Source organism: Streptomyces sp. WMMB303, assembly GCF_029351045.1.
In the GTDB taxonomy this organism is placed as follows: domain Bacteria; phylum Actinomycetota; class Actinomycetes; order Streptomycetales; family Streptomycetaceae; genus Streptomyces.
Genome location: NZ_JARKIN010000001.1, coordinates 5,070,482 through 5,082,862 on the forward strand (window position 1 = coordinate 5,070,482; position 12,381 = coordinate 5,082,862).

Genomic DNA, 12,381 nt, shown 5'->3' on the forward strand with positions numbered 1-12,381 from the left:
CGACGAGGACGGAGCTGGACGTCGATGAGCGAAGTATCGGTGACCAAGGACGCAGGCGGTCCCGAGCCCGCGACCGACAAGCTGGTCGTACTGGACAACATCAACAAGCACTTCGGTGCGCTGCACGTCCTCCAGGACATTGACCTGACCATCGCGCGCGGCGAGGTCGTCGTCGTCATCGGCCCCTCGGGGTCGGGCAAGTCCACACTGTGCCGCACCATCAACCGGCTGGAGACCGTCGACTCGGGCAGCATCACGATCGACGACAAGCCGCTGCCCGAGGAGGGCAGGGAACTGGCGAAGCTCCGTGCCGACGTCGGCATGGTCTTCCAGTCCTTCAACCTCTTCGCGCACAAGACGGTGCTGGAGAACGTCACGCTGGGCCAGACCAAGGTCCGCAGGACGGACAAGCAGACGGCGGAGCAGAAGGGCCGCGCGCTGCTGGACCGGGTCGGCGTCGGCAACCAGGCCGACAAGTACCCCGCCCAGCTCTCCGGCGGCCAGCAGCAGCGCGTCGCAATCGCCCGGGCTCTGGCGATGGACCCGAAGGTGATGCTCTTCGACGAGCCGACCTCGGCCCTCGACCCCGAGATGATCAATGAAGTCCTGGAGGTCATGCAGCAACTGGCCCGGGACGGAATGACCATGGTCGTCGTCACCCATGAGATGGGATTCGCGCGTTCGGCGGCGAACCGCGTGGTCTTCATGGCGGACGGCCGGATCGTGGAGGAAGCCACCCCCGAGCAGTTCTTCAGCAACCCGCGCAGCGACCGCGCCAAGGACTTCCTCTCGAAGATCCTGCACCACTGAGCTTTCACCGCTTGCCATGTGACCCCGTATGACCCCGTACCCACCGCCCGCTTCGGCAGCAGCGCACAGCCGGACGGGCAGCGCTTCGGCACACCGGGCCAACGACTTTCCGAGCAAGGGATGTTCACTATGAAGTTCCACAAGACCGCCGCGGCGGCAGCCGCCGTACTGGCTCTCGCCGCCACCGCGGCCTGCGGTGGCAAAGAGGGCTCCGCGGGCGACAAGCCCAAGGACCAGACGGACGAGAAGGCGCTCCCCACCTACGAGGTCGCCAAGGACGTCAAGGTCGACTCGGCCGTCCTCAAGAAGGCCCAGAAGCGCGGGAAGATCGTCATCGGCGCCAAGGCCGACCAGCCCTACCTCGGCTTCCAGGACCAGTCGACCAAGAAGTACTCCGGCTTCGACATCGAGATGGCCAAGATGATCGCGGCCGATCTCGGCTTCACGCCCAAGCAGATCGAGTGGAAGACGGTCGACTCCGGCGCCCGTGAGACCACGGTCTCCAAGGGCGACGTCGATCTGATGATCGGCACCTACACGATCAACGACGAGCGCAAGAAGCAGATCGACTTCGCCGGCCCGTACTTCCACGCCGGCGCCTCGCTGCTCGTCCGCAAGGACGAGAAGGAGGTCACCGGACCGGAGTCGGTCAAGGGCAAGAAGGTCTGCTCCATCGTCGGCTCGACGCCGCTGCAGGTCATCAAGAAGCCCAAGTACGGCGCCGAGGTCACCGAGCTGAGCAAGTACTCCGAGTGCGTCTCGCAGCTCCTCGACGGCCAGGTCGACGCGGTCACCACGGACGACGCGATCCTGATGGGCTACGCGGCGCAGAACCCCGGCAAGCTCAAGGTCGTCGGCAAGCCCTTCTCCGACGAGCCCTACGGCGTCGGCCTGAAGAAGGGCGACGCCGCGCTGCAGAAGGCCGTCGCCGACTCGATCAAGAAGCACGAGGACAACGGCGACTACAAGAAGGCGTACGACGCGACGCTGGGCAAGTCCGGCTCCAAGTTCAAGACGCCGCCCGAGATCACCGAGAAGTGATGCCGCACGCCCCGCTCCCCGGCGCCGGTGCCGCGCGGGGCGGGGCGTGGTGTTGCGGGCGCACCGCCCGCCCTTCCCGGTGCCTCGCACCCGGCGGGTGACCGCCGGGTGACCGGCCCGGCCCTTCCCGCCGTCCCTACGCGACTCCTCGCGGAGAATTCATGAACGTACTGCTCGACAACCTGGCGCTGTTCCGCGAGGGATTCCTCGGCACCCTGTGGCTGACGGTCGTCAGCGCGCTGCTCGCCGTCGTACTCGGACTGCTGATCGCCGGCTTCCGGGTCTCGCCGGTGCCTCCGCTGCGCATCTTCGGCACCCTGTGGGTGAACGTGCTGCGGAACACCCCGCTCACACTGCTGTTCCTGGTGGCGTTCTTCGTGGTGCCCAAGGTGCTCTTCCCGGGCGTCGACTCCTTCGTCCTGGCCGTCTGCGCCTGCGGCTTCTACACCTCGTCCTTCGTCGCCGAGGCCGTCCGCTCGGGCATCAACACCGTCCCGATGGGTCAGGCGGAGGCCGCCCGCGCCATCGGTATGACGTTCACCCAGACCATGCGGATCGTGGTGCTCCCCCAGGCCACGCGCTCGGTCGTACCCCCGCTGAGCAGCATATTCATCGCGTTGACGAAGAACACCGCGGTCGCCGGTGCCTTCGACAACGTCGATCTGTTCAACATCCAGAAGACACTGAGCAACGACGGCTACGACATCGCAGTGATCTTCATCTGGATCACCCTCGGCTATCTGATCATCACCTACGCCATCAACGGCCTCTTCCGGCTGCTGGAGAACCGTCTGGAGGTCGCCCGATGAGCGCGAGCGTCCTGTTCGACGCGCCCGGCCCGAAGGCGCGCTTCCGCAACCTCGTCTACTCGGTCGTCGGCAGCATCGGTCTCGCCGCCCTGATCGCCTGGGTCTGCTACCGGCTCTACGACAAGGGGCAGTTCGAAGGCGAGCTGTGGGACATCTTCAACTACGCGGGCATCCGGGAGAACATCCTCGACGCCCTGATGTCCACCTTGAAGGTGTTCGCGCTGGCGGGCGTCTTCTCCCTGGTCTTCGCGGTGCTGCTGTGCGTGGCCCGGCTGTCCGACCACAAGCCGGTGCGCTGGGTGGCGGTCGTCTTCATCGACCTGTTCCGGTCGATCCCCCTGCTCATCACGATCTTCGCACTGTGGGTGGGCATCCTCGGCCACATGACCCCGATGTGGGCGCTCGTGCTGGGCCTGACCATCTACAACGGCTGCGTCCAGGCCGAGGTGCTGCGTGCCGGTGTCAACTCGGTGCCCAAGGGCCAGGTCGAGGCGGCCTACGCACTCGGGCTGCGCAAGACGCAGGTGACCGCCTCGGTGCTGTTCCCGCAGGCCGTACGCGCCATGCTGCCGTCCATCATCAGCCAGTTGGTGGTCACCCTCAAGGACACCTCGCTGGGCTACATCATCCTCTACCCGGAGCTGCTGTACTCGGCCCGCCTGATCGCCAACAACACCCCCGTCGGCGGCGTCTATCCGACAGTGCAGACCGTCATCGTCTTCGGCGCCATCTACATCTCGCTGTGTCTCGCCCTGGCGTGGCTCGCGAAGTTCGTCGAGCAGCGCGGCAGCCGCTCCAAGGCCGGCATCGTGCCTGCCGAGGCGAAGGAGCTCGAGGAGGCCGCGGCCCCCGCAGCGCCCGAGACGAACGGCCCGGGCAGCGGCCGACCGCCGTCGAAGTGACCCGAGAACCGACCGGCTGATCCGCACGCCGCCGCCCCCCGGACGGCCTGTGGCAAGGGCACCCACCCGAGCCACAGGCCGTCCCGGCGCCCCAGGGCCTCACTTGACGCATGCTCAGGCAATGGGTTGCATACCAGCGTGATCGCGCACCAGGCTCCACCATCGGAGAACCCCGGCCCCCGTCAGCACCACCAGGGCAGTGAGGTCTCCGCACCGTGGACCCGGTGATCGTCGTCGGGGCGGGTCCGGCCGGCCTCGCCCTGTCCCTCGCCCTCGCCCGCCACGCCGTCCCCTCCCTCGTCCTGGACTCCACCGACGGCATCCCCGCAGCCCGCGCGGCCCGCACCTGCCTGCTGCGGCCGGACACCGCTGCCGTCCTGCCCGCGCTGCCCGGACTGCGCTGGCGCTCCTGGCGCACCCGGCGCCGCGCGCAGCCGGTCGAGCGGGTCGACCTGCCTCCGGAGCAGGCGCCGCTGCACATCGAGCAGCACGCGCTGGAGCGGACACTGCGCAGCGCACTGGCGGACGAGAAGCTGGCGCGGATCGTCACCGGCAGCCATGTGGACCTGCTGGAACAGGACGCCGACGGGGTCACCGCACACACCCGGGGCCCCTCCGGTACCTGGTGGCGCGGCAGCTACGCCGTGGGCTGCGACGGCGCACGCTCGACCGTCCGCAAGCTGCTCGGAGTGCGCTTCCCGGGACGCACCTCGGTCGAACGGCACGCGGTCGCCGCACTGCGGGTGCGACTGCCGTGGGAGGAGAGGGCCTACGAAGCGGACGGCCGACGCGGCGCCGCCGACGTGGGCAGTGCGCTGCTGCACCGCGACCCGGACGGAGCGCCGGGAGAGGTGACCGCCCGCCCGCTCGCCGACGAGCGTTGGCGGCTGGACTGGCTGCTGCCGCCGCGCGGCGAGCTGGTCACCCCCGAGGAGATGCTGGAGCGGGTGGCGGAGACCCTCGCCGTCTGGTCCGAGGAGTCGGTGAGCACCCTCGCGCCCGGTCGCGGCAGGACCGGGGGCGGGCGCGGACACGGTTCCGGGCAGCCGGAACCCGGCCCGGGCGGCGGAATCGGCCCCTACGAACTCGTGGACACCGGCGTCCACACCGTCCACCAGCGGTTGGCCCGGCACTGGCGCGTCCAACGGGTCTTCCTCGCCGGGGACGCCGCCCATCTGACCGGCGCGCTGGGGGTGCAGTCCGTCGACGAGGGGCTACGGGACGCGGCGAACCTCGCCTGGAAGATCGCACTGGCCTGGCACCACGGTCACGGCGCGGCGGCGGACACCCTGCTGGACAGCTACGAGACGGAACGACGGGGTGCCGTGGCCGCCCGGCTGCACGCCGTCGACCAGACGCTGCCCGTGGTACGGCGCGGGGGCGGGCTGCGGGCGCTGCTCCCGGGCGGGGGCACGCGCTCCCGTCTGGGGCTGCTCACCGACGGCCACTTGGGGCGCGGGCTGCTGGGCGCGCCCCCCACCTACGCCCGCACGCCGTTGACATCTCCGCGTCTGAAGTCTGAAACAGTGTCGGTGGGAACGGCTCCCGGTGCTCCCGTGTCCGACGTCGCGGTCACGGCGGCGGACGGCTCCCGCGGCGCGCTGCACGACTGGTTGGGCGGGCGGGGCGGAGAGCTCCTGGTGCTGCTGGTGGCTCCGGGCACCGGCGTATGGGACAGCAAACACTGGCTGTCGGCAGGCATGATGCCCGAACTGGCGTCCGCCGTAGCGGAGCTGCCACTGCGCGCGACGCTGCTGGTCACCGAGAGCTACCCGGAGACGGCGGCGCACACGGTGCTGGCGATTCGCGCGGACGGCCATCTCGCGGCGGCCTTCCCCGCGGGACGTCCGCACGCGCTGCGAGCCTGCGCGGAAGCGGTGCGCGGGGGCGCGCACACGTGAGCCCACGTGCTCTCCGCCTGCGCGGCGTCGGGTGGCGCACGGTGCGCTGCCCGAGCCCGGCATGGCAGGTGCGAGAGCACCTGGTTGCGGTGCGCTGCCGGAGCGCCGACCGGCCCGCTGTCCGGCCCGTTCATCGCCGTCACAAACCGTGGAGATACTCGTCGAGTATCTCCGAGTCCTCGCCCTCCTCCTCGAGTGCCCGCCGGACCACCCGGAGCGCGAGACCCTCGGAGTACCCCTTGCGGGCCAGCATGCCGACGAGTCGCCGAAGGCGCTTCTCCCGGTCGAGCCCTCTGGTGGAGCGCAGTTTGCGCGCCACCAAGGCGCGCGCCGTCTCCTCCTCGGAGTCGGAGTCGAGCCGGCCGACAGCCTCGTCGATCACGGTGGAATCCACCCCCTTGGTACGCAGTTCCCGGGCGAGCGCTCTGCGGGCCAGACCTCTGCTGTGGTGCCGGGAATCCACCCAGGCGGCGGCGAACGCGGCGTCGTCGATGAGACCGACGTCCTCGAATCTGGCCAGCACCTCTTCCGCCGCCTCCTCGGGCACCTCTCGCTTGCGGAGCGCGTCGGCAAGCTGCCGTCGCGTCCGGGGCGTGCCGGTGAGGAGTCGGAGGCAGATGGCCCTGGCCCGCTCCACCGGGTCCTTCGGCTCGGCCTCCGCCCCGGGCCCCCGCTCGTCCGAGCCTCGCCCCCGGTTCCGGGACGACGCACGCGATGGTCCCGCTTCGGCCCTCGACGGAGCGGGACCATCGCTGTCCTGGATGTCCGCCGACAGGCCGTCGCCACAGCGGGCGGAGGCCGAGGGCGGCTCCGGGGAAAGTGTGTACTCCGGCCAGTCGCTGCGCCGTGTCACGGGCTAGCTCTTGGCCGCGGCGGCCTTGGATGCCTTGCTCGTCCTGGCCGCCTTGGCCGCCGGAGCCGGAACGCTCTTGGCCGGGTCGGTGCCGCTGTCCGCCGCAGGGGCTGCCGGGCTGCTGTCCGCGGCGTCGGTGCCGGGCTCGCCGGCCGGATCCTGCGGCTGTACGCCGATGCCCAGCTTCTCCTTGATCTTCTTCTCGATCTCGTTGGCCAGGTCGGGATTGTCCCGCAGGAAGTTGCGGGCGTTCTCCTTGCCCTGGCCGAGTTGATCGCCCTCGTAGGTGTACCAGGCTCCGGACTTGCGGATGAAGCCGTTCTCCACACCCATGTCGATCAGGCCGCCCTCGCGACTGATGCCCATGCCGTACAGGATGTCGAACTCGGCCTGCTTGAAGGGCGGCGCCACCTTGTTCTTGACAACCTTGACGCGAGTGCGGTTGCCGACGGCGTCGGTGCCGTCCTTCAAGGTCTCGATGCGGCGGATGTCGAGCCGCACCGAGGCGTAGAACTTCAGCGCGCGGCCACCTGTGGTGGTCTCCGGCGAGCCGAACATCACGCCGACCTTCTCGCGGAGCTGGTTGATGAAGATCGCGGTGGTCTTGGACTGGTTCAGCGCACCGGCGATCTTCCGCAGCGCCTGGCTCATCAGCCGGGCCTGGAGGCCCACGTGGGAGTCACCCATCTCGCCCTCGATCTCGGCCCGGGGCACCAGCGCCGCGACCGAGTCGACGATGATCAGGTCCAGCGCGCCGGAGCGGATCAGCATGTCGGTGATCTCGAGAGCCTGCTCACCGTTGTCCGGCTGCGAGAGGATCAGCGCGTCGGTGTCGACGCCGAGGCGCTTGGCGTATTCGGGGTCCAGCGCGTGCTCGGCGTCCACGAAGGCCACCGTGCCGCCCGCCTTCTGCGCGTTGGCCACCGCGTGCAGGGTCAGGGTCGTCTTGCCGGAGGACTCCGGGCCGTAGACCTCGACCACACGACCGCGCGGGAGGCCGCCGACGCCGAGGGCCACGTCCAGGGCGGTCGACCCGGTGGGGATGATCTCGATCGGCTCGTTCGGCCGCTCGCCCATGCGCATCACGGCGCCCTTGCCGAATTGCCGTTCAATCTGTGCGAGCGCGGCGTCGAGCGCCTTCTCGCGGTCGGTTCCTGCCATGGGTGCCACCCGGTTGTTTGCTTGAGTCGATCGCTTCACGTCTCACGACGCTAGCGGCTGCCACTGACAATCGGTCCGGACCCGCGCTCACTGGGCCGTGGCCTGAGCGGGCGTGCTCGCCGGAGACTCCATAAGAATCGATGTTCGATTTTTGCGTCAAGTCGCCCCGCACGCCTGTGGAAAACCCGCAGAACCGCAGATGAGAACGCCGATATGACGGTGACCCGAGCATGGCGCCGTCGTCGATCCACCGCGTTCACCGGCCGCGACGCCACCACCGGCTGCTTCGCTCACGACCCTCGCGGCTCCTATGCCTCTCGTGCCTCCCGAGCCCCTCATTTCCCCCGCGCCCCCTCCGCCGCCGCAGACGCGGCGCGTCAGCGTCGCCCGGTACGTCGTAGCGCTTCACATACGCACCGAGGAACCCCTGGAGCGTCGCCGTGGCGGGGATGGCGACCAGCGCGCCCACGACCCCCAGCAGCGAGGCTCCGGCGACCACCGAGCCGAAGGCGACGGCCGGATGGATGTCCACGGTCCGCGCCGTGATACGCGGCTGCAGGACGTAGTTCTCCAGCTGTTGGTAGAGCACGATGAACGCCAGGACCCACAAGGCCGTCCAGGGGTCCACGGTGAACGCGATCAGCAGCGGCAGTGCTCCGCCGATGTAGGTGCCGACGGTGGGCACGAACTGCGAGACCACCCCGACCCAGACCGCCAGTGCGGCGGCGTAGGGCACACCGAGCAGTTCGAGGAAGACGAAGTGCGCACCGCCGGAGATCAGCGCCATCAGAGCCCGCGAGTAGAGGTACCCCCCGGTCTTGGCCACGGCGATCTCCCAGGCCCGCAGCACCTCCGCCTGCCGCGCGGGCGGCAGCACCGAGCACAGCGCCACCCGCAGACGCGGAGCCTCGGCGGCGAAGTAGAAGGTGAAAAGGGCGACCGTCAGGAGTTGGAAGACCCCGCCCAGCAGGGTGGCGGAGATTCCCCACACGTTCCGCGCTCCGCTGCGCAGGAATCCGCGCGCCCAGTCGGAGTGGATGGCCCGCGAGCGGAGCCTGTCGACGTCCAGGTCGGTGTGGAAGTGGGCGTTGCTCCAGCGGAGTACGTCGGAGACATACCGGGGCAGGTTCTCCACGATGCGGCTGACCTGCTCGACGAAGAGCGAGCCGAGCGCCCCGAAGAACCCCGCCGCGGCGGCCAGAAGGACCACGGAGACCAGCGCGGTGGCCGGGCCGCGCCGCACACCGCGCCGGGAGAGACCGGCGACGGCGGGCTCCATGGCCAACGCCAGGAAGAACGCGATCAGCACGTCCAGCAGCAGCCCGAGGACACGTAGGAAGGCCCAGGAGAGGATCTGATAGGCGGCGACAAGACCGAGCGCGAGCACGAAGGCCCGGGGCAGCCAGCGCGGCATGCCGGCGGACCGCGCCCCGGGCGGCTCACCCGAGCCGGCTCCCCTGCTGCCCGCCGGGCCGCCGCAGCCGGCTCCGCCCCCGGCGCGACCGTCCCGCTGCCCGTCGCCGTCGCCTGGTGCACCCACCAGGCAAGTTTCGCGCCCGCGGAGACGGCGTCCGGTAAACGACTCACCTCTTGTGCGCGGGGACCTCCATGACGTCGCACACCACGCGCCAGATGTCCTTCGCGTCCCAGCCCGCGGCGAGTGCGTCGTGCACCGTCCGCCCGCCCAGACCGGACATCACATGATCGTGCGCGAAGGAGTCGGCGTACGACTCGCCGAAGTGCTCCGCCATCCGCTGCCAGAAGTCCGTCAACCGCATGACTCCAGTATCCAGCCCTCAGGGGGCGGCTCTCCCCGACCGGCCGGCCCCCGGAGGCGCGCGGGCCTACCGTCGGGGAATGGCTCCCTGTGGATCGGTCCTCTCCCGTGCGGAGAACTTCATCTGGCTGACGGCGCGCGTCCTGGAGCAGCGCCGATTCGCGCACGACTTCCTGGACGGCGATCCGGGCGCCGTCGAGACGGCTCTCGACGCCTACCGCAACAGCGACGGCGGCTACGGCCACGCACTCGACCCGGATCTGCGCGGCCCGGTGAGCCAGCCGCTGCACACTGCCGCCGCCGTGCGGATCCTGGACAGCATCGGGCGCTGCGCCGGGCAGCGGGTGGAGCGCATCGGCCGCTATCTGACGGCGGTCTCCACCCGGGAGGGCGCGCTGCCCGCCGTGCATCCCTCGCTGCGAGGTTGTCCGGCAGCGCCCTGGTTCCCGGTCGTGGACGCGCCCCCGGGCGACCTGCTGGCCACCGGTCCGGTAGTCGGCACCCTGCACCGCAACAACGTGTGGCACGCATGGCTGTTCCGCGCGACGGACTACTGCTGGAACACCGTCGAGTCCCTGGGCAAGACCCATCCGTACGAGGTGCGGGCGGCGCTCGCCTTCCTGGAGGGCGTCCCCGACCGGCCGCGCGCCGAGGCCGCAGCGGAGCGTCTGGGGACGCTGGTGCGCGAGCAGCGCCTTGTCGTGACGGACCCGGGCCGCAGGGCGGATTTCCCGCTCCCCAAGGGGTACACGCCGGCCGAGTACCACTACCCGACCGACTTCGCGCGTTCTCCCCGCTCGCCCGCCCGGCGCTGGTTCTCCGACGTGGAGCTGGAGCGCGCACTCGACCACCTGGTCAGCCGCCGGCGGGACGACGGCGGCTGGGACGTGAACCGGCCCCACTGGGCGCCGGGGACAGCACTGGAGGGGCGTCCGCAGGTCACGCTGGAGGCGCTGCGCACGCTGCGTGCCTACGGTCGGCTGTGAACGCGCTCCGATCAGTCGTCCTCCGAAGCGACGGCGCGCGCGTGCTGCTCGGACCGCGCGAGCCCCGCGGGATCCGACGGGCTAGCCCAGCGCCCGTACGCCTGCCGTGACCAGCACCGCGACGGCGACGACCACCAGGAACGGCGCCCGCACCGCCAGTGCTGCAGCGGCAGCGGCGAGCCCGGCGGCGCGGGCGTCGAGCACCAGCGACACCTGGTCGGCGAAGGTCTGCTGCGCGATCAGTGCCGCGAGCAGCGCGACGGGCAGCAGCGCGGCCAGCCGCTGGACCAGGGGCCGCTCCAGCACTCCCGCGGGTACCGAGAGACCGAGCAGCTTCACCAGGTAGCAGCCGAGGGCGGTGGCCCCTATGGCGATCCACACGCTCATCGTGTCTCCTCTGTCGCGTTCCGTTCCGCTTCCCGCACCGCACGCCGACGGGACAGCGGCCTGCTGTACACCAGCAGCACGAGAGGTGCCGCCATTGCGGCCGCCAGCACCGGCACCCCGGCCGGCAGCACCGGGAGCAGCCCGAGCCCCAGGATGACGGCCACAGCTGCTGTCGCCCGCTCCCGACCGGCGCGGAGCATGGGCGCCAACAGGGCGAGGAAGGCGGCAGGGCCGGCCGCGTCCAGCCCCCAGGTGTCCGTGTCCCCCAGGGCTCCGGCGCCCAGCGCGCCGATCAGGGTGGTGAGGTTCCACAGCACGAACAGGGTCGCTCCGGTGACGGTGAATCCGAGCCGGACCGCGTGCTGTCCGCGCTGCGCCAGGGCGACGGCCGAGGTCTCGTCGATCACCCAGTGCGCGGCGGCCGGCCGCACACTCCCGCGCAGCCCGAGCAGCGGGGAGAGCCGCAGCCCGTAGAAGGCGTTCCGGAAGCTCAGGAAGAAGGCACCGGCAGCGGCGGTCAGGGGCCCGCCCCCGGCGGCGAGCGCGCCGACGAGGGCGAACTGCGAGGCACCGGTGAAGACGAACAGGCTCAGGGCGCAGGTCTGGGCGAGGGAGATGCCCGCACCGGCGGCCGTCACGCCGAAGGCGAAGCCGGAGAGTCCGACGGCGACGCCGACGCCCAGTGCGTCGCGTACGACAGCACGGTCGTCGCGCGGGCTCTCCGCTGTGGTGTCCCCCGGTGCGCTCGGTACGCCGGTGGTTTCCGGGGGTGCGGAGGTGCTCGGCATCTCCGGTTGGTCGAGGGTTTCTCTCCGCTGTGGCACACGGTCACGTTAGGGAACCGGAGCTCATCCGTTCTTGTACGTTCTTGCACGTCCCCGCCGGTAGGCGCCGGGCGGTACGCCGACGATCCGGCCGAAGTGCCGCGTCAGGTGGGACTGGTCGGCGAAGCCGACGGCCGTGGCCGTCTCCGCGACCGGCAGCCCCGCGTCCAGCAGGGCGCGCGCCCGCTGCACGCGCGCGTCCGTCAGCCAGGTGTGCGGCGGCATCCCGTACATCCGGCGGAAGGCGCGCAGCAGGGCGAAGGGGCTGGTCCCCAGGTCGGCGGCGAGGCTCTCCAGGGAGGGCGGGTCGGCCATCCGCTCCTCCAGCAGCGCGCGGGCCCGCAGCGCGTACCGGGCCCCCGGGAGGCGGACCGGGCGTTCGGGCAGCACGCCGCCGTGCAGCTTCAGCAGCCGGGCGACCACCGCGTGCAGGTGGGTGTCGGCGGCGAGCGCGTTGCCCTCGTCGAGCGCTCGGTGCACGGCCCGCACCTGGTGGGCCGAGACCGGGTCGTCGGCAGCCGCGACGGTGAATCCGGGGGTGCCCCGGAGGCTGGTGGTCTCGGCGGCGATCCGGGCGACCAGGGCCGTATCGGGGTAGAGCACCTCGTAGGACCAGCCCTCGGGCGTCCCGGCGTGCCCGGTGTGCATCGTGTCCGGGTTGATCAGCGCCATCCCTCCGGCGCCCACCCGGTGTACGCGGCCACCGTGGTGGAACGCCTCCACTCCGTCGGTGATCGCGGCCAGCACATAGGTCTCGTGTGTGTGCCGGGCGAAGGTCTTGCGGATGTAGCGGGCTCGCAGCAGGTCCACTCCCGGCAGCTTCGGCGACTGCCAGTAGTGCGCCCTCTCCTCCCGCGTCATATCCCCCATTGTCCTCCGCGCCGATGATCCGATGAGCGGGGGTTGTGTCGGCTTCGGCGCGGCTCTCGC

13 protein-coding genes are annotated in these 12,381 nt (G+C 70.8%); 6 read left to right on the plus strand and 7 right to left on the minus strand.

All coding sequences use genetic code 11. The features are described 5' to 3' along the window. Window positions 1-24: 24 nt before the first annotated feature. The 5 genes from P2424_RS22295 (at window position 25) to P2424_RS22315 (ending at window position 5,463) form a co-directional block, all read left to right on the plus strand. Window positions 25-810: an amino acid ABC transporter ATP-binding protein gene (locus P2424_RS22295; protein WP_075003392.1), complete on the plus strand. Its 786-nt coding sequence runs from the start codon at window positions 25-27 to the stop codon at window positions 808-810. 129 nt (window positions 811-939) lie between these two features. Next, window positions 940-1,851 carry a glutamate ABC transporter substrate-binding protein gene (locus tag P2424_RS22300; RefSeq protein ID WP_276477526.1) on the plus strand — a complete coding sequence of 304 codons (912 nt, stop codon included), beginning with the start codon at window positions 940-942 and terminating at the stop codon, window positions 1,849-1,851. 161 nt (window positions 1,852-2,012) lie between these two features. Beyond that, window positions 2,013-2,660, plus strand: a complete 648-nt coding sequence (locus P2424_RS22305) for an amino acid ABC transporter permease (RefSeq protein ID WP_276477527.1) — start codon at window positions 2,013-2,015, stop codon at window positions 2,658-2,660. Next, window positions 2,657-3,562 (plus strand): amino acid ABC transporter permease, encoded by a 906-nt coding sequence (locus tag P2424_RS22310; protein ID WP_276477528.1) that lies wholly within the window; start codon window positions 2,657-2,659, stop codon window positions 3,560-3,562. The genes P2424_RS22305 and P2424_RS22310 overlap by 4 nt, the downstream gene beginning before the upstream one ends. Window positions 3,563-3,777: 215 nt before the next feature. Then, a complete protein-coding gene (locus tag P2424_RS22315) occupies window positions 3,778-5,463 on the plus strand; it encodes an FAD-dependent monooxygenase (protein WP_276477529.1) in 1,686 nt (561 codons plus the stop codon). 139 nt (window positions 5,464-5,602) lie between these two features. Here the strand turns inward: P2424_RS22315 and recX are convergent, their stop codons facing one another. From recX to P2424_RS22335, 4 genes are all read right to left on the minus strand, one after another. Then, window positions 5,603-6,316, minus strand: coding sequence for a recombination regulator RecX (gene recX, locus P2424_RS22320; protein WP_276477530.1), 714 nt, complete (start codon window positions 6,314-6,316; stop codon window positions 5,603-5,605). Between the two features lie 3 nt (window positions 6,317-6,319). Beyond that, a complete protein-coding gene (gene recA / locus P2424_RS22325; RefSeq protein ID WP_276477531.1) occupies window positions 6,320-7,477 on the minus strand; it encodes a recombinase RecA in 1,158 nt (385 codons plus the stop codon). A gap of 256 nt (window positions 7,478-7,733) precedes the next feature. Beyond that, window positions 7,734-9,017: an AI-2E family transporter gene (locus P2424_RS22330; protein WP_276477532.1), complete on the minus strand. Its 1,284-nt coding sequence runs from the start codon at window positions 9,015-9,017 to the stop codon at window positions 7,734-7,736. A 43-nt stretch (window positions 9,018-9,060) separates the two neighbouring features. Continuing rightward, window positions 9,061-9,255 (minus strand): DUF3046 domain-containing protein, encoded by a 195-nt coding sequence (locus P2424_RS22335; protein WP_075003397.1) that lies wholly within the window; start codon window positions 9,253-9,255, stop codon window positions 9,061-9,063. 79 nt (window positions 9,256-9,334) lie between these two features. Between P2424_RS22335 and P2424_RS22340 the strand changes: the two genes are divergently transcribed. Then, window positions 9,335-10,240 carry a hypothetical protein gene (locus tag P2424_RS22340; RefSeq protein ID WP_276477533.1) on the plus strand — a complete coding sequence of 302 codons (906 nt, stop codon included), beginning with the start codon at window positions 9,335-9,337 and terminating at the stop codon, window positions 10,238-10,240. Window positions 10,241-10,321: 81 nt separating this feature from the next. Here P2424_RS22340 and P2424_RS22345 read toward each other — a convergent pair whose 3' ends face one another. From P2424_RS22345 to P2424_RS22355, 3 genes are read right to left on the minus strand one after another with little or no spacing between them, the layout of a single operon-like run. After that, window positions 10,322-10,627: an AzlD domain-containing protein gene (locus P2424_RS22345; protein ID WP_276477534.1), complete on the minus strand. Its 306-nt coding sequence runs from the start codon at window positions 10,625-10,627 to the stop codon at window positions 10,322-10,324. Further along, window positions 10,624-11,415 (minus strand): AzlC family ABC transporter permease, encoded by a 792-nt coding sequence (locus P2424_RS22350; protein ID WP_276479078.1) that lies wholly within the window; start codon window positions 11,413-11,415, stop codon window positions 10,624-10,626. Before P2424_RS22350 ends, P2424_RS22345 begins: the two co-directional genes overlap by 4 nt. Window positions 11,416-11,475: 60 nt before the next feature. Further along, entirely contained in the window at window positions 11,476-12,321 is an 846-nt protein-coding gene (locus tag P2424_RS22355; protein WP_276477535.1) for an AraC family transcriptional regulator, read from the minus strand. Between the last annotated feature and the right edge of the window lie 60 nt (window positions 12,322-12,381).